This window comes from Streptomyces rimosus subsp. rimosus (genome assembly GCF_000720725.1).
Lineage (GTDB): Bacteria > Actinomycetota > Actinomycetes > Streptomycetales > Streptomycetaceae > Streptomyces > Streptomyces rimosus_A.
The window spans coordinates 1-17,281 of sequence record NZ_JOCQ01000062.1 but is presented as its reverse complement, the minus strand read 5'-3'; the positions used below and the strand labels follow the sequence as shown (position 1 = coordinate 17,281).

General features: G+C 70.4%; 15 protein-coding genes. 6 read left to right on the top strand and 9 right to left on the bottom strand.

Annotated features, from left to right (window positions below; translation table 11 throughout):
• The first annotated feature begins 162 nt into the window (after positions 1-162).
• The 6 genes from IH45_RS0127695 (at position 163) to IH45_RS0127670 (ending at position 7,015) form a co-directional block, all read left to right on the top strand.
• Positions 163-636: an Lrp/AsnC family transcriptional regulator gene (locus tag IH45_RS0127695; RefSeq protein WP_003980199.1), complete on the top strand. Its 474-nt coding sequence runs from the start codon at positions 163-165 to the stop codon at positions 634-636.
• A gap of 2 nt (positions 637-638) precedes the next feature.
• Positions 639-2,000 (top strand): aspartate aminotransferase family protein, encoded by a 1,362-nt coding sequence (locus tag IH45_RS0127690; RefSeq protein ID WP_030674114.1) that lies wholly within the window; start codon positions 639-641, stop codon positions 1,998-2,000.
• A 479-nt stretch (positions 2,001-2,479) separates the two neighbouring features.
• The gene (locus IH45_RS0127685) at positions 2,480-3,211 is read left to right on the top strand and encodes an ABC transporter ATP-binding protein (protein ID WP_030674111.1); all 732 of its coding nucleotides are present in this window, start codon (positions 2,480-2,482) and stop codon (positions 3,209-3,211) included.
• Positions 3,193-4,407, top strand: coding sequence for a hypothetical protein (locus IH45_RS0127680; protein WP_030674107.1), 1,215 nt, complete (start codon positions 3,193-3,195; stop codon positions 4,405-4,407). Before IH45_RS0127685 ends, IH45_RS0127680 begins: the two co-directional genes overlap by 19 nt.
• A gap of 297 nt (positions 4,408-4,704) precedes the next feature.
• Positions 4,705-5,859 carry an LOG family protein gene (locus IH45_RS0127675; RefSeq protein ID WP_050515228.1) on the top strand — a complete coding sequence of 385 codons (1,155 nt, stop codon included), beginning with the start codon at positions 4,705-4,707 and terminating at the stop codon, positions 5,857-5,859.
• 154 nt (positions 5,860-6,013) lie between these two features.
• Positions 6,014-7,015 carry a DMT family protein gene (locus tag IH45_RS0127670; RefSeq protein ID WP_078897808.1) on the top strand — a complete coding sequence of 334 codons (1,002 nt, stop codon included), beginning with the start codon at positions 6,014-6,016 and terminating at the stop codon, positions 7,013-7,015.
• A gap of 50 nt (positions 7,016-7,065) precedes the next feature.
• On the opposite strand, the gene IH45_RS0127665 is transcribed toward IH45_RS0127670, so the two are convergent.
• From IH45_RS0127665 to rpsB, 9 genes are all read right to left on the bottom strand, one after another.
• Positions 7,066-8,127 carry an ABC transporter ATP-binding protein gene (locus IH45_RS0127665; RefSeq protein ID WP_030674098.1) on the bottom strand — a complete coding sequence of 354 codons (1,062 nt, stop codon included), beginning with the start codon at positions 8,125-8,127 and terminating at the stop codon, positions 7,066-7,068.
• The gene (locus tag IH45_RS0127660) at positions 8,128-9,741 is read right to left on the bottom strand and encodes an ABC transporter permease (RefSeq protein ID WP_030674095.1); all 1,614 of its coding nucleotides are present in this window, start codon (positions 9,739-9,741) and stop codon (positions 8,128-8,130) included.
• 47 nt (positions 9,742-9,788) lie between these two features.
• Complete coding sequence (locus IH45_RS0127655; RefSeq protein WP_030674091.1) at positions 9,789-10,868, bottom strand: thiamine ABC transporter substrate-binding protein; 1,080 nt, start codon at positions 10,866-10,868, stop codon at positions 9,789-9,791.
• 247 nt (positions 10,869-11,115) lie between these two features.
• On the bottom strand, positions 11,116-12,222 hold the full coding sequence (gene rlmN, locus IH45_RS0127650) for a dual-specificity RNA methyltransferase RlmN (RefSeq protein ID WP_030674088.1): 1,107 nt from the start codon (positions 12,220-12,222) through the stop codon (positions 11,116-11,118).
• Positions 12,223-12,347: 125 nt separating this feature from the next.
• Complete coding sequence (locus tag IH45_RS0127645; protein WP_078897807.1) at positions 12,348-13,487, bottom strand: phosphatidate cytidylyltransferase; 1,140 nt, start codon at positions 13,485-13,487, stop codon at positions 12,348-12,350.
• Positions 13,487-14,044, bottom strand: a complete 558-nt coding sequence (frr, locus tag IH45_RS0127640; RefSeq protein WP_030674083.1) for a ribosome recycling factor — start codon at positions 14,042-14,044, stop codon at positions 13,487-13,489. Before frr ends, IH45_RS0127645 begins: the two co-directional genes overlap by 1 nt.
• Positions 14,045-14,219: 175 nt before the next feature.
• The gene (gene pyrH, locus IH45_RS0127635; RefSeq protein ID WP_003980212.1) at positions 14,220-14,993 is read right to left on the bottom strand and encodes a UMP kinase; all 774 of its coding nucleotides are present in this window, start codon (positions 14,991-14,993) and stop codon (positions 14,220-14,222) included.
• Between the two features lie 176 nt (positions 14,994-15,169).
• Positions 15,170-16,006 (bottom strand): translation elongation factor Ts, encoded by an 837-nt coding sequence (tsf, locus tag IH45_RS0127630; RefSeq protein ID WP_030674080.1) that lies wholly within the window; start codon positions 16,004-16,006, stop codon positions 15,170-15,172.
• A gap of 109 nt (positions 16,007-16,115) precedes the next feature.
• Positions 16,116-16,997, bottom strand: coding sequence for a 30S ribosomal protein S2 (gene rpsB, locus IH45_RS0127625; protein WP_003980214.1), 882 nt, complete (start codon positions 16,995-16,997; stop codon positions 16,116-16,118).
• Positions 16,998-17,281: the final 284 nt, after the last annotated feature.

Below are 17,281 nucleotides of genomic sequence, written 5' to 3'. Positions count from 1 at the left end.
CAGGTGTCCAGTGGTTGAGATGCCCACCCTAGCCAGGAAGGCAACGTTTTCGACATACCCGCAACGAGTGAACGACGAAATCAGTGGCGTCAACTTCTTCAAGCAACTGATTTCATTGAATCGGGGTTGCAGGACTGACGAGGCTCGTGCACAGTGAGGGCTGTGGCCACTCGTGACAGAAACGGCACCCAGTCGATCGACTCCGTCTCCCTGGCGATCATCGAGCAGCTCCAGGAGGACGGCCGCCGTCCGTACGCCGCGATCGGCAAGGCCGTGGGCCTGTCCGAGGCGGCGGTGCGGCAACGCGTACAGAAACTGCTCGACCAAGGCGTGATGCAGATCGTCGCGGTCACCGACCCCCTCACGGTCGGCTTCCGTCGGCAGGCGATGGTCGGAATCAACGTCGAGGGCGACCTCGACCCGGTGGCCGACGCCCTGACGGCCATGGAAGAGGTCGAGTACGTCGTCATGACCGCGGGCTCCTTCGATCTCCTCATCGAAATCGTCTGCGAGGACGACGACCACCTGCTGGAAATGATCAACAAGCGCATCCGCACGCTGCCCGGCGTCCGGACCACGGAGAGCTTCGTCTATCTCAAGCTCCGCAAGCAGACCTACACCTGGGGAACCAGATAGCCATGACCGCTGACCTCTCGAAGACGGCCTACGACCACCTGTGGATGCACTTCACCCGCATGTCGTCGTACGAGAACGCCCCCGTGCCGACGATCGTGCGCGGCGAGGGCACGAACATCTACGACGCCCAGGGCAAGCGCTACATCGACGGCCTGGCCGGCCTGTTCGTCGTACAGGCCGGGCACGGCCGCGCCGAACTCGCCGAGACCGCGCTCAAGCAGGCCCGGGACCTGGCGTTCTTCCCCATCTGGTCGTACGCCCACCCCAAGGCCGTGGAGCTGGCCGAGCGGCTGGCGCACCATGCGCCGGGCGACTTGAACAAGGTCTTCTTCACGACCGGCGGCGGCGAGGCCGTCGAAACCGCGTGGAAGCTGGCGAAGCAGTACTTCAAGCTCACCGGCAAGCCCACCAAGCACAAGGTGATATCGCGGGCCGTGGCCTACCACGGCACGCCGCAGGGCGCCCTGTCCATCACCGGCCTGCCGGGCCTCAAGGCCCCGTTCGAGCCGCTGGTCCCCGGCGCCCACAAGGTCCCGAACACCAACATCTACCGGGCGCCGCTCTTCGGTGACGACCCGGAGGCGTTCGGCCGCTGGGCCGCCGACCAGATCGAGCAGCAGATCCTCTTCGAGGGCCCGGACACCGTCGCGGCCGTCTTCCTGGAGCCGGTGCAGAACGCGGGCGGCTGCTTCCCGCCCCCGCCCGGCTACTTCCAGCGCGTCCGCGAGATCTGCGACCGCCACGACGTGCTGCTCGTCTCGGACGAGGTCATCTGCGCCTTCGGCCGCCTGGGCACGATGTTCGCCTGCGACAAGTTCGACTACGTACCCGACATGATCACCTGCGCCAAGGGCATGACCTCGGGCTACTCCCCGATCGGCGCGTGCGTCATCTCCGACCGGCTGGCCGAGCCGTTCTACAAGGGCGACAACACCTTCCTGCACGGCTACACCTTCGGCGGCCACCCGGTCTCCGCCGCCGTCGCCTGCGCCAACCTCGACATCTTCGAGCGCGAGAACCTCAACCAGCACGTGCTGGACAAGGAGGACGCGTTCTTCTCGACGCTGAAGAAGCTCCACGACCTGCCGATCGTCGGCGACGTCCGCGGCAACGGCTTCTTCTACGGCATCGAACTCGTCAAGGACAAGACCACCAAGGAGTCCTTCAACGAGGAGGAGACCGAGCGCGTCCTGTACGGCTTCCTCTCCAAGACCCTGTACGACAACGGCCTGTACTGCCGCGCCGACGACCGCGGCGACCCGGTCATCCAGCTCGCCCCGCCGCTCATCGCCGACCAGCCGGTGTTCGACGAAATCGAGCAGATTCTGCGGGGGACGCTGGAGGAGGCCTGGAAGAAGTTGTGAGGCGGGGCGTACGGTTCGGGCGCCATGAAGTCGGGGCGTTCGGACCGTGATCCCCGAGATGAGGGGGCGTGCGGGGTCGCGTCTCCGGGCTGCCCGGCTCGCGGTTACGGCGTGAGCCGGGCAGGTCCGTACACCCGTCGGCCATGCGATCGGCGCGGGCGGCTCGCGCGCCCGCCCGTGGAGCGGGCGGGTCCGTGAACGCATGGGCCCGCGCGCCCGACGCCCGGGCGCGGCCCCATGCGCAGCCCGCGGCCCCGGTACACCTCCCGCCTTCCGCCCTCCCCCGTCAGCCCGCCCTCTCTCACTCCTCTGCCCAAGTTCTTCATATAAGCCTCCATTTGAGTGAACCTGGGCCGTGGTGCGCGCCGAGCGCCGAATACCGAGGGTCGCCACTCCTTACCGTGCCAGTGACCGATACCCTCCATGGTCGTTCACCCGGTCGGGGGAACGATCGGACGCGACGAGCATGAGGTGCGCAGATGGTGGCCCCACCTGACAACGACGTTCTCTGGGCGCGCGGCCTGCACCACACATACGCCGGCTCCCCCGTGCTGACGGGGGTCTCCGTCGGGGTCCGCGAGGGTGAGATCCTCGCCGTCACCGGGCCCCGCGGCTGCGGCAAGACGACCCTCCTGCGGTGCCTTTCCGGCCAACTTGCGCCGGACAGCGGCGAAATCTGGTTCAACAGTTCACCAGTGCACACGCTCTCTCCGGCCGGCAGGGAACGGCTGCGCCTGGACCGCTTCGGCTGGGTGGACACCGAACCGCACCTCGTCCCCGAACTGACCGCCTGGGAAAACGCCGCCCTACCCCTGCTCCTGCGCGGGGTCGGCCACCGCACCGCGAAGCAGACCGCCTGCGAGTGGCTGGAGCGTCTGGACGTGGGCATGTGCGCCCGCCAACGTCCGGGCCGGCTCGACCAGTCGCAGCGCCAGCGCATCGCCATCGCCCGCGCCCTGGCCTGCGAGCCGCGGGTCCTGTTCGCCGACGAGCCCACGGCGCCCCTGCACCGCGCGGACGCCGCACAGGTCCTGCGCACCATCACCACGGCCGCCCGCTCGCACGAGATCACGGTCGTCCTCGCCACCCACGAACCCGAGGCCGACACCCTCGCGGACCGCACCGTGGCGCTCCTCGACGGCCGCCGCGTCCACGCCAAGGCCCCCGCCCCCGACAAGGAAAGCAGGGCAGAGTGCTCGCTCTCCGTCTAGCCCGTGGGGCCCACCCCCTCGTCCTGCTGCGCCGCCTGCTGGTCGCCGCCGCGTCCGGCGGCACCGGCTTCCTGCTGCTGGCCGCGCTCGGCCACGCCGCGGCCCACCCGGCGACGGCCACGGACTCTTTCGTACGTCTCCTGTGGTGCGCCGTCCCGGTCGCGGCCACCCTCCAGCTCGCCATGTCGACGGCCCGTACGGACCCCGCCTCCCGCCCGCAACGGGGCATGTCCGCCGCCGGGTTGGGCCCCGTGCGGCTGACGATGATCGCCGCCACCTCCACGGCCGTGTCCTGCGTCCTGGGCAGCCTCGTCGCGCTGCTCGCCTTCCTCGTGGTGCGCGGCGACCTCGGCGGCACCGCCACCGGCCCCGCCACCCGGCTCCTCGGCGCGGGCCACCCCCTGCCGCTCGCCGGCGCGCTGATGCTCCTCGCCGTCGTCCCGGTGCTGGCGGCCACCGCCACCGCGGTCGTCCTGCGCCCGCGCATGAACGCCCGTGGCAGCGGGCGCCGTACGGGGGCGGCCACCGGTGCCGGTGCCGGTGAGCCGCTGACCGCGATGGACACCAACAGCACCCCCTCCGCCGTGCCCGCCGCGCTGCCCTGGGGCATCGCGCTGACGGCGGCCGGACTCGCCCTGGAGACCTACGTCAGCCGCGGCCCCGCCCACGCCGACACGCTCCTGCCGTTGCCCGGACGCCTCATCGGCAGCCCGCCAGGGGTTCTGGCGGGCTGGGCGCTGTCCACGCTCGGTCTCGTCCTGGCGGGGCCCGGCCTGGCGCGGCTGTCCGGCCGTCTCCTGGCCGCGGGCCGCCCGGGCGCCGTCCGCCTGCTCGCCGGACGCGTCCTCCAGGAGGAGTCCCGGCGCATCGGCCGTCCCCTGGGCGTGCTCTGCGCCGTCGCCTCCGGCGCGTACGCGGCGGTGAAGGTGTACGAAGCGGCGCCCACCCGCCCGTTCGGTCCGCTCACCGGCCTGGGCGCGGCCCTCGTCCTGGCCTGCGTCGCGGCCAGCGCCCTCACGGCGGCCCTCGAAGCCCGCTGGGCCCGTACCCACACCACCGCCGCGCTCCGCCGCCTCGGCACGCCGCGTTCCCTCCTCTTCCGCGCCTCCGCCTTGCGCGTCCTGGCCCTCCTCGTGGTTCTCACCCCTCTGACCTGGGGCATCGCCGAACTGGCCGCGCTACCGCTGCTCCACTGAGCCTCACCCGTCCGCACTCTGCCTTCGTACTCCCCCTCCGCTCGCGCATGTCCACCCCGCGCATCCCGCAGCTCCACCCCGCGTCCCCTGGCCCTCCTCGCCGTCCTCAGCCCCTGACCTGGGACACAGCCGAGCCAGCCGCACTTGCACCGCTCCACTGAGCCTGACCCGCCCGCACCCCATCGGCCCACACCGTTTCCGCGCGGCCCCTCACCGACGACCGGCCCGCCCTGCCCGGCTCCCGCCCCGCACCGCCCGCCTACGATGACGACCGTGCAGCCGAATCCCGAGTCCCCCGTGCCCCACCGCCCCATCGAACGCTCGCAACGCCACGGCAGCGACCGCGAGATCGAGACGCTCGCCGAGTTCGACCACGTACTGCAGGCCAGCAGCCTTTCCGGTTACCGCGTCCAGTCGGTCGATCTGACCGGCCGCACCACCGCGCTGCTCGGCACGCCGGCCTCCGAGGCCGTCTTCCTCGGCTGCCGCATGGAGCCCGCGGCCGCCGCGAGCGTGCGGGCCGCCGGCGCGCTGGTCTTCCCGCCGATACCGGACCTGCCCTTCGACCCGTACCGCGGCCGCCTCTACTCGCCCGGCGAGCTCTTCGATTCCCTCGCCACCGACGCCGGTTACGCCGCCACGCCCGACGCCCTGGCCTACGACTGGTACCAGCGGACCATGTCGGACGGCGACATCTTCGCCTCGATGCTGCGCAGCATCCATGACGACGCCATCTCGGACGCGCTGGACGAGCACCTCGCCGGCGCCCGCGTCGTCGGGGTCATGGGCGGCCACGCGCTGGAACGCGGGTCCGGCGCGTACGAAGGCGCCGCCCGGCTCGGGCGGCGGCTCGCCCGTACGGGCCTGACGGTCGCCACAGGCGGCGGCCCCGGCGCGATGGAGGCCGCGAACCTCGGCGCCTACGCCGCGCCCTTCGACGACGCCATGCTCGACGAGAGCCTGGCCCTCCTCGCCAAGGTCCCGCACTTCACCCCCTCGGTGACCGACTGGGCGCGGGCCGCCTTCGAGGTGCGCGAGCGCTGGCCGGACGGCGGGGACTCGGTCGGCATTCCCACCTGGTTCTACGGCCACGAGCCGCCGAACGCGTTCGCGGCCCACATCGCCAAGTACTTCGTCAACGCGGTCCGCGAGGACGGCCTCCTGGCCCGGTCCAACGCCGGGGTCGTCTTCCTGCCCGGCGCGGCGGGAACCGTACAGGAGATCTTCGACAACGCCACCCCGAACTACTACGGGTCACGGGGCGAACCGACCCCCATGGTCCTCGTCGACCGGGCGCACTGGACCGAGAAGCTGCCTGCCTGGCCACTGCTCCAGGCCCTCGCCGCCGAGCGGCCCATGTCGGCGAAGATCGCTCTGGTCGATTCGGTGGAAGAGGCACCGGAAGCCCTGGCCGCCCTCAGGGACGGCCGTGCTTCCGACCCGGCTTCCTGACCGGCGGGTACGGCCCCTTGGGCGGCCGAGGCGGTCTCCTCCCGTCGCCGCGACATCCGATTGCGCGCCCGAGGCAACTCCCGCCCCCGAATCCACGTCTGCCTAGCCAGGTAATGAACTGGTAAATCCAGGCAGTGCGCGAACGGAGTTCTTGGTGCTCATCGGTCTTCTGACGGCGGTAGCGGCCTCGGCCTGCTACGGCACGGGGTCGGTCCTGCAAGCGGTGGGATCGCGTAAATCCGCGCGTCGGGAAGCGGCTGCCGCATCCACGACCGGCCTCACCCAGCACGGCGGCCCCAGCCTCTCGTCCACCGCCAAGGCCGCCGTGACATGGGAATTCATGGTCGGCACGGTGCTGGACTTCATAGGCTTCGGGCTCGGCGCGCTGGCCGCCCGGCTGCTGCCGCTGTTCCTGTCACAGACCGTCATCAGCGCCAACCTGGTGATCACCGCCGTGCTCAGCATCAAACTGCTCGGCATCCGGCTGAACCGGCCGGAGTGGGCCTCCATCGCCGTGGTCTGCTCGGCGCTGGTCCTGCTGGCCACCGCCGCGGGGCCGGAGGGCGGCGGTGACGCCTCGACGGCCACCCACTGGTGGCTGCTGGCCGCCTCGGTCCTGGTCATCGGCGGCGGCACGCTGATCGTCCGGCTGCTCGGCAGCCGCGCCGCCATCCTCGCCGGCCTGCTGTCCGGCCTGGGCTTCGGCGCGCTCGGCGTCGGCGTACGCGTACTGAACGGCATCGACCCGTTCCACCTGCCCACGCTCCTGGCCGACCCGGCGCTCTACGCCATTCTCGTCGCCGGCATCGGCGGCATGTACCTGCACACGGTGGCCCTCCAGATCGGTTCGGTCAACGGCGCCACGGCGGCGCTGGTGGTGGGCGAGACGGTGGTGCCCGGCATCCTCGGGGTGCTGTGGCTCGGCGACTCCTCCCGTCCGGGCTTCGCCTGGATGGCCACCCTCGGGTTCGTCGTGGCGGTGGCCGGTGCCGTCGCGGTCGCCTGGTTCGGTGAGCCGGAGGACGGCGGCGGAGCTCCGGGTACGGCGTCGGGCGACGGCGCTCAGGCATCGGACAGGCAGCCGCCGGAGGATGACACCCGGGGCGACGCCGGACCGGCTCACCCCACGGCGAGCAGCCGCGCCGGTTCCTCGTAGGAAGCCCCGGCCCCGCGGCCGCCGCGGCTCCGCGCTCCGGCTGCTGCCGCTCAGCGCTCCAGGACCACGACTTCCCCGGCAAGGAATGTGACGCCCACCGTCTCGCCCTCCTCCGGCGCCTCACGCAGCGCGCATGCCGCCTCCAGCTGTGGGCCGTCGGCGGGCCGGAGGTGGAGTGTGACGTGGGTGCCCCGGAAGGTGCGGGCCGTGACGGTGCAGGGCAGCCCTTCCGTGGCGGTCGTGATCCGTACGCCGGCCGGACGTACGAGCAGGCGGCACGCGCCCTCCGGCGTTCCCTCCGGGACGGGGACCTTGCCCCATGGCGTGTCGGCCGACCCGCCCCGTACGGTCGCCGCCACCACGTTGTCGAAGCCGAGGAAGCGGGCGACGAACTCGGTGGCGGGGCGCTGCCAGACCTCCAGCGGGGTGCCGCTCTGCGCGATGCGGCCTTCACGCATGATCACTACCCGGTCGGCCAGCGCGAACGCCTCGCCCTGGTCGTGCGTCACGGCCAGCACGGTCGTACCCAGCTCGCCGAAGACCCGGCGCAGCTCCACGACCAGGCGCTCGCGCAGGCCGCGGTCGAGCTGGCCGAGGGGCTCGTCCAGCATCAGCAGCCGGGGGCGGGGCGCGAGGGCGCGGGCCAGCGCGACGCGCTGCTGTTCGCCGCCGGAGAGGGCCGCCACGGCGCGCCGCCGGGCGCCCGGCAGGCCGACGAGGTCCAGGAGTTCGGTCACCGTACGGTCCTGCTCGGCGCGGGGCACCCCGTGCATACGCAGGCCGAAGGCCACGTTGCCGCCGACATCCCGCTGCGGAAAGAGCTGGTGGTCCTGGAACATCAGCCCGACGCCACGTCGATGCGTGGGGACACCCGACTGGTCGCGCCCTTCCAGGAACACCCGCCCCGTGTCGGCGGCCTGGAGCCCCGCCACGACCCGCAGCAGGGTGGATTTGCCGCTGCCGCTGGGCCCCAGCACGCAGACGACCTCCTGCGGGGCGACGCTCAGGTCCACCGCGTCCAGCGCCGGGGCCTGCCCGTCCCGGAAGCGGACGGTGACGTCCTCCAGGCGCAGCAGTGCCTTCTCCGCCGCCGTGTCAGCGCGTTCCGCCATCTAAAACTCTCCGGCCTGATCGGTGCGGACGCGCTCCAGCGTCAGCAGAGCGCCCGCGCACACCACCATCAAGATCGTCGACAGGGCCATCGCCTGCCCGTAGTTGAGTTCCCCCGCGCGTCCCAGCAGCCGTGCCACGGCGACCGGGAGGGTCGGGTTGTCCGGCCGGGCGATGAAGACCGTCGCGCCGAACTCGCCCAGCGACACGGCGAAGGCGAAGCCCGCGGCGATCAGCAGCGCCCGCCGCACCAGCGGCAGGTCGACCTCGCGCCACACCCGCCACGGCGAGGCCCCCAGCACCGCCGCGGCCTCCCGCAGCCGCTCGTCCACGGCGCGCAGCACGGGCAGCATGGTCCGTACGACGAAGGGCACGCCGACCAGCGCCTGCGCCAGCGGTACCAGCCACCACGAGGACCGCAGATCGAGCGGCGGCTTGTCGAGAGTGATCAGAAAACCGAAGCCCACGGTCACGGCCGACACCCCGAGGGGCAGCATCAGCAGCGCGTCGAATCCCCGCACCAGCCTGCCGCCCCGCCTCGTCAGCGCGGCCGCCGCCAGCCCGCCCACCACCAGGGCGATCAGCGTGGCGGCGGCCCCGTAGGCGAGCGAGTTCCACAGGGCGTTCAGCGGGGCGACGGCGAAGGTGCTGTCCATGGATGCGGCGGACTGCAACGCCCGGTAGAACGTGAGCCCGTAACCGTCCGGCCCGGCGAAGGACCGCTCGACCAGTACGGCCAGGGGCACCACCAACAGCAGCGTGATCACGACGAGCGTGCACCACAGCAGGGCCCACTGCCCCGCGCCCCGGGGTCGCCGGGCCGTCCGCGCGGGGTCGACCAGCGTAAGAGTGGCCTCCCGCCGCCGTACGGTCCAGGCGTGCACGGCCAGCAGAGCCAGTACGGCGGCGAACTGCAGCAGCGTGAGGACGGCGGCCGTGGGGAGGTCCAGGAAGTCGGCGGTCTGCCGGTAGATCTCCACTTCGAGCGTGGAGAACTTCGGCCCGCCCAGGATCTGCACCACCCCGAAGGAGGTGAAGGTGAAGAGGAAGACCATCAGCGCGGCGGCCGCGACGGCCGGCGCCAGGGCGGGCAACGTCACCCGGCGCCACGCCTGCCAACGGGACGCCCCCAGCACGCGGGCGGCTTCCTCCTGCCGCGGGTCGAGCTGGCTCCAGAGGCCGGCGACGGTCCGTACGACCACGGCGTAGTTGAAGAACACGTGCGCCAGCAGGATCGCCCAGACGGAGGTGTCCAGCCGTACGCCCCACAGGCCGTCCAGCACCCCGCCCCGTCCGACCAGTGCCAGGAACGCCGAACCGACGACCACCGTGGGCAGGACGAACGGCACCGCGACGACGGACCGCAGCAGCTTCTTCCCGGGGAATTCGAAGCGCGCGAAGACATACGCGCCGGGGAGTGCGATCAGGAGCGTGAGCCCGGTCGAGGCCGCCGCCTGCCAGACGGTGAACCACAGGACGTGCAGCACGTCCGGATCGGAGAGCACCTCCCCGGCCCGGCCGAGCTGCCACTGTCCGCCGTCCTTCAGCCCGCGCCCCACGATCGCGACGACGGGATAGGCGAAGAAGAGCGCGAAGAAGGCGAGCGGCAGGGCCATCAGGGCGAGCCGGGTGGCCGCCCCGCGCGCCTGCCGCGTACGGCCGGTTACTTCAGGACGAGCGAGGACCACTGCTTGATCCACTGTTCGCGGTTCCTGGTGATCGTCTCCGGGGCCACCGTGCCCGGCTTGTCGATCTTCTCGCCGTACTTGGTGAACAGCTCCGGCACCTTGGCGTCCGTCCGCGCCGGGTTGACGAACATCTGGAGCGGCACGTCCTCCTGGAACTTCTTGCTCAACAGGAAGTCCAGCAGGGCCTTGCCGCCCTTCTCGTTCTTGGCGCCCTTGAGCAACCCCGCGAACTCGACCTGCCGGAAGCAGGTGCCGGTCGCGACACCGGTCGGCGCCTCCTCGGGCTCCGGCTTCTTGCCGAGCACCTCGACGGGCGGGCTGGAGGCGTACGAGACCACCAGCGGCTTGTCGCCCTTGCCCTTGCCGGCCGCCGAACCCGAGAAGCGCTCGTTGTACGCCTGCTCCCAGCCGTCCACGACCTCCACGCCGTTGGCCTTGAGCTGCTTCCAGTAGTCCTGCCAGCCGGACTCGCCGTATTTGGCGATGGTGCCGAGCTGGAAGGCCAGCCCGGGGGACGACGTGGCGGAGTTCTCGGTGACCAGCAGTCCCTTGTACTCGGGCTTGAGCAGGTCGTCGAAAGTCCGGGGCGGCGCGATCTTGTGCTCGGTGAAGTAGGCGCGGTCGTAGTTGACGCAGGTGTCGCCGTAGTCCACCGGTGTCACCCGGTGCTCCGCCTTGTCGAGCTGCAGCTCCTCGGAGACGCTCGCCAGGTCCTTGGCCCGGTACGGGCTGAAGATTCCTTCCTTCAGCCCCCGCGACAGCAGCGTGTTGTCGATGCCGAAGAAGACGTCGCCCTGCGGGTTGTCCTTCGACAGGATCGCCTGGTTGACGGCCTTGCCCGCGTCGCCGCCCTTGAGCACGTTGACCTTGTAGCCGGTCTGCTTGGTGAACTCCTCCAGTACGGACTTGGAGGCGTTGAAGGAGTCGTGGCTGACCAGCGTGACCGTTTTGGAGTCGGTGCTTCCGCCGCTGCCGCCCGACCCGCAAGCGGCGAGCGCCGTCAGGCCGGCCACGACGGCCAGCGCGACGACGGTGGTCCTTCTGGTGGTGCTCACTGGTTTTCCTCCTGGCTGACCAGGAAGAGACGCGGCCCCACCCGGCACTTCGACGGACGAAGGCCGGGTGGGGCGCAACAGCATGAGTGACGACCGAACTTCCTACCCGGAATGACCCGGGCGAGGTTCAAGGGTCTGCGGCACCCGGTGTCCGTGACGCTCGGTCCGTGACACTGCCGCACTCTCAGCGCTGTGGCGCTCCCCTGTCGGAATGTGCATTTGTTCGATCACACAGTACCAGCGGGGTTCAGCGCTCCGAGGCGGCGAGCTGCCCGCAGGCACCGTCGATCTCCTGCCCGCGCGTGTCGCGGACGGTCACCGGCACCCCGTGCGCGGCGATGGCCTCGACGAACGCCTTCTCGTCCTCGGGGCGCGAGGCGGTCCACTTCGAGCCGGGGGTCGGGTTCAGCGGGATCAGGTTCACGTGGACGCGCTTGCCCTTGAGCAGGCGGCCCAGGAGGTCCCCGCGCCACGCCTGGTCATTGATGTCCCGGATCAGGGCGTACTCGATCGAGATGCGGCGGCCGGACTTCTCGGCGTACTCCCAGGCCGCGTCCAGCACCTCACGCACCTTCCAGCGCGTGTTGACCGGCACGAGCGTGTCGCGCAGCTCGTCGTCGGGGGCGTGCAGCGACACCGCGAGCCGGCACTTGAGGCCCTCGTCCGCGAACCGCAGCATCGCCGGGACGAGGCCGACCGTGGACACCGTGATGCCCCGCTGCGACAGCCCCACCCCGTCGGGCTCGGGGTCGGTCAGCCGCCGGATCGCGCCCACGACCCGCTTGTAGTTCGCCAGCGGCTCGCCCATGCCCATGAAGACGATGTTGGACAGCCGGGCCGGACCGCCCGGAACCTCACCGTCACGCAGCGCCCGCATGCCGTCGACGATCTGGTGCACGATCTCCGCGGTGGACAGGTTCCGGTCCAGCCCGGCCTGCCCCGTCGCGCAGAACGGACAGTTCATGCCGCACCCGGCCTGCGACGAGATGCACATCGTGACCCGGTCGGGGTAGCGCATCAGCACCGACTCCACGAGGGTGCCGTCGTGCAGCTTCCACAGCGTCTTGCGCGTGGTGTCGTCGTCGCAGGAGATGTGGCGCACCACACTCATCAGCTCGGGCAGCAGCTCCGCCGCCAGCTTCTCGCGTGCCGCGGCCGGGATGTCGGTCCACTCCGCCGGGTCGTGCGCGTACCGCGCGAAGTAGTGCTGCGACAGCTGCTTGGCGCGGAACGGCTTCTCACCGGCCGCGGCCACGGCTTCGCGCCGCTCGGCGGGGGTGAGATCAGCAAGGTGCCGCGGGGGCTTCTTGGCTCCGCGCGGCGCGACGAAAGTGAGTTCTCCGGGCTTAGGCATGGTTCTTCCAGTGTCGCAGACGTACGAAGTGACGATCGCCGACGCGGATCGGGGGCGGTCCGTACGTACGTAGGGGCCCGCCACACTGTGTGGCGGGCCCCTACGTACGTACGGAGAACCGCAGGTCAGCCGGACCCCACGAAGATCACGTACAGCAGCCAGACGACCGGCGCGGTCGGCAGGAGGGAGTCCAGGCGGTCCATGATGCCGCCGTGGCCGGGCAGCAGCGTGCCCATGTCCTTGATGCCGAGGTCCCGCTTGATCATCGATTCGCCGAGGTCGCCGAGCGTCGCGCTGGCGGCGACCGCGATGCCCAGCAGCAGGCCCTGCCACCAGGCGCCGTCCTTGATGATCAGCTCCATGGACAGTGCGCCCGCGATCATGGCGAACAGCACCGCGCCGAACAGGCCCTCGCGGGTCTTGCCGGGGCTGATGCGCGGCGCGAGCTTGTGCTTGCCGAAGCGCCAGCCCACCGCGTACGCGCCCGTGTCGCTGACAACGGTCAGCAGCAGGAACGTCAGGACGCGCTGCGGTCCGTCGTCGGCGGCGAGCATCATCGCCACGAACGTCGCCAGGAAAGGCACGTAGAACGTCGCGAAGACGCCTGCCGTGACGTCCCGCAGGTAGTTCTCCGGAGCCTCGGTCATGCGCCACACCAGGGCGGCGAGCGCGGTGAGCGCCATCGCCACCCAGGCGCCCTCCGCGCCGCGCACGTAGCCGGCGACGACCATCGCCGTACCGCCGAGCGCGAGCGGCACCAGCGGCACCTTGATGTCCTTGCGCTCCGACAGCCGCGAGGTCAGCTCCCACAGGCCCACGACCACCGCGATGACTATCACGCCCACGAACAGCGGCTTGTAGACGAAGAGCGAGAACAGGATGACGGCGCCGAGGCCGACGCCGACTCCTATGGCGGCCCGGAGGTTGCGTCCCGCGCTCTTCTTCTGCGGTTTGTGGGGCTGCTGCGAGCTGTCGGACCCCGGCAAAGAGGTGGGCATGGGCTCCTGCGGCTGTTCATCGCGGAACAGGGGGCCGCTCGGCCGAGCGGCCCCCGGGTCGTCCCGGTGGTCCCGGTCGTCGTCCAGAGGGTTCCGGTCGTCGTCCTGGTGTCCGCCTGCGTCGGGCACGATGGGCATGGGGCGAGTCTGCGCCGCCGCGCCCCAGTCGTGCGCGGGACCCGCCGAACCGGCGGGTCCCTGGTCGGGTGGTCCCCATTGACCGGCTCGGCCGACGCCAGGCGGGGCCCCCCAGGATGACTCGTTCATCAGACCTCGAGGAGCTCGGATTCCTTGTGCTTGAGGAGCTCGTCCACCTGCGCGACGTACTTCGCGGTGGTGTCGTCGAGCTCCTTCTCCGCCCGGCGTACCTCGTCCTCGCCGGACTCCTTGTCCTTGACGAGCTTGTCGAGGTTTTCCTTGGCCTTGCGCCGGATGCTGCGGATCGAGATCTTCGAGTCCTCGGCCTTGTTCTTGGCGACCTTGATGAATTCCCGGCGGCGTTCCTCGGTGAGCTCCGGGAAGTTCACACGAATGATATTTCCGTCATTGCTCGGGTTGACGCCCAGGTCGGAGTCCCGGATCGCCTGCTCGATGTTGCGCAGCGCGCTCTTGTCGAACGGGGTCACCACGGCCATCCGCGGTTCGGGCACCGAGAACGACGCCAGCTGGTTGATCGGCGTCATGGCACCGTAGTAGTCCGCCACGATCTTGTTGAACATCGCCGGGTGCGCACGTCCGGTGCGAATCGCGGCGAAGTCCTCCTTGGCGACCACGACGGCCTTCTCCATCTTCTCCTCGGCCTCGAGGAGGATCTCTTCGATCACCACTTGCTCCTGGTCTTTTCGGTAAGAAGCAGAGCCTCGCCCCTGCCGCGCGTCTTCTCCTGCACGGTGTCCGACCGGCAGGCGGTTGTCCATCCCCGTGCCGGGGTCTTCCCCCGACCCGGGGTTGCCGCCCGTACGGTGCGCCGCCCGTACGGCAATACGGCAGTTGGGGCCGTCAGGCCCGGGTGCCCTGATCGCTGACGAGCGTGCCGATCTTCTCACCCTTCACCGCGCGCGCGATGTTGCCCTCGGCGAGCAGCTCGAAGACGAGGATCGGAAGCTTGTTGTCACGGCAGAGCGTGATGGCGGTGGCGTCGGCGACCTTGAGGTCGCGGGTGATGACCTCGCCGTATTCGAGAGCGTCGAACTTCACCGCGTCGGGGAACTTCTTGGGGTCGGCGTCGTAGACCCCGTCCACCCCGTTCTTGCCCATCAGCATGGCCTCGGCACCGACCTCCAGAGCACGCTGGGCGGCGGTGGTGTCGGTGGAGAAGTACGGCATACCCATGCCGGCCCCGAAGATGACCACGCGGCCCTTCTCCATGTGGCGCACGGCGCGCAGCGGGATGTACGGCTCCGCGACCTGGCCCATGGTGATGGCGGTCTGGACGCGGCAGTCGATGCCCTCCTTCTCCAGGAAGTCCTGGAGGGCCAGGCAGTTCATGACCGTGCCGAGCATGCCCATGTAGTCGGAGCGGGCCCGGTCCATGCCGCGCTGCTGGAGCTCGGCACCGCGGAAGAAGTTGCCGCCGCCGATCACGATGGCGATCTCGTAGCCGTCCCGGACCACGGCCGCGATCTCGCGGGCGATGGCGTGCACGACATCGGGGTCGACACCCAGTCCGCCGCCGCCGGCGAACGCTTCGCCCGACAGCTTCAGCAGGAAGCGCCCCTTCCCTTCACTGTCGGCTTTGTGGGCTGTGTCCGCGCCGTCGGCACCCTGATTCATCACGCTCTCCTCGTGCACATACGAAGAAGGCCATTGCCGGGGGTCTGGTTCAGATCCCTGTACGGCAATGGCCTCCTCGTCACATCTGCGGCCGGCCGGTACGCGGCCGACTGCGTACGACCCTAGCGGGGCCGTAGGTCATTCGCTGGCCTTGGCGACAAGGCCCACGGCTGGGCTCAGGCGCCGACGCGGATGCGCGCGAAGCGCTTCAGCGAGACACCGGCCTCTTCCAGGACCTTCTCGACGGACTTCTTGTTGTCCTTCGCGAAGGGCTGCGCCAGCAGCGTGTTCTCCTTGAAGAAGCCGTTGACGCGGCCCTCGACGATCTTCGGGAGGGCGGCCTCGGGCTTGCCCTCCTCGCGCGAGGTGGCCTCGGCGACGCGACGCTCGTTCTCGACGATGTCGGCCGGGACGTCCTCACGGGTGAGGTACTTCGGCGCGAACGCGGCGATGTGCTGCGCGACGTCCTTGGCGGTCTCGGCGTTCTCCTTGTCCAGCTCGACCAGGACGCCGACCTGCGGCGGGAGGTCGGGCATGGTGCGGTGCATGTAGGCGGCCACGTAGCCACCGGAGAACTGCGCGAAGCGGTCCAGGACGATCTTCTCGCCGAGGGTGGCGTTGGCCTCGTCGACGTACGCCTGGACGGTCTTGCCGGCCTCGATCTCGGAGGCGAGCAGCGCCTCGAGGTCGGCCGGGGAGGTCTTGGCGACGTGCGCGGCCAGCGTGTTGGCGACGGCCAGGAACTTCTCGCCCTTGGCGACGAAGTCCGTCTCGCACTTCAGCTCGAGCAGGACACCGGAGGTCTTGTCCTCGGAGATGAGGGAGACGACGGCGCCGTTCTCGGCCGAACGGCCCTCGCGCTTGGCGACGCCCTTCTGGCCCTTGACGCGGAGGATCTCCACGGCCTTGTCGACGCTGCCCTCGGCCTCGTCCAGGGCCTTCTTGCAGTCCATCATGCCGGCGCCGGTCAGCTCACGGAGCTTCTTGACGTCCGCGGCGGTGTAGTTCGCCATGGTCTGTGAATCTCTTCTCGAAATCTCGACAGTCGAAAGATCTACGGGTGGACGGCGGGGGCGGCGCGCCTGGCGCCCTCCCCCGCCGTCGTCAACCGGTCGTGCGGCGTCAGGCCTGCTCGGCGGCCGGCTTCTCGGCCTCGGGGGCGGCCTCGGCGGCGGGGGCCTCGGCGGGCTTGTCCTCGGCCTTGGCGGCGTCCTCGGAGTCGGCCTTCTTGTCACCCTCGAGCAGGTCGCGCTCCCACTCGGCGAGCGGCTCGCCGGCCTTCTCGCCCGGCTTCTGGTCGCCGGTGGCGGCGCCGGAGCGGGCGATGAGGCCCTCGGCGACGGCGTCGGCGATCACGCGGGTGAGCAGGGTGACGGAGCGGATCGCGTCGTCGTTGCCCGGGATCTTGTAGTCGACCTCGTCCGGGTCGCAGTTCGTGTCCAGGATCGCCACGACCGGGATGTTGAGCTTGCGCGCCTCGCCGACGGCGATGTGCTCCTTCTTGGTGTCCACGATCCAGACGGCGCTGGGCACCTTCTGCATCTCGCGGATACCGCCGAGGGTCTTCTCCAGCTTGGCCTTCTCGCGGGAGAGGACCAGGAGCTCCTTCTTGGTGAGGCCGGAGGCGGCCACATCCTCGAAGTCGATCTGCTCGAGCTCCTTCAGGCGCTGCAGGCGCTTGTAGACGGTCGAGAAGTTGGTCAGCATGCCGCCGAGCCAGCGCTGGTTCACGTAGGGCATGCCCACGCGGGTTGCCTGCTCGGCAATGGCCTCCTGGGCCTGCTTCTTGGTGCCGACGAACATCACCGAGCCGCCGTGGGCGACGGTCTCCTTGACGAACTCGTAGGCGCGGTCGATGTACGACAGCGACTGGAGCAGGTCGATGATGTAGATGCCGTTGCGCTCCGTGAAGATGAAGCGCTTCATCTTCGGGTTCCAACGGCGGGTCTGGTGCCCGAAGTGGACGCCGCTCTCCAGCAGCTCCCGCATCGTGACGACGGCCATGGCCGTACTCCTCGTGTTACTCGGTTCCACTGCGGCCGGTCGGCCGCGGTGCCTGACGCCCCGGCGCGCTCTGCCGGGGAAGAGACCTTGCGGGGTCTTCCGAGGACCGAGGGGCGCAGCCACCGTGCTGCCCGAAAAGGGACTGTTGCGCCGGTGGCGGGGCGTGCGAAGTCGACCCGGTGACCCGGATCGCCACAAGAAGTGTACGGGACCGCCGAAGGGGCGGGCGACACGCTCCTTTCGGCCATGTGGGGTGGGGCGGGGGGGGGCTTGGGCCCTTGGCT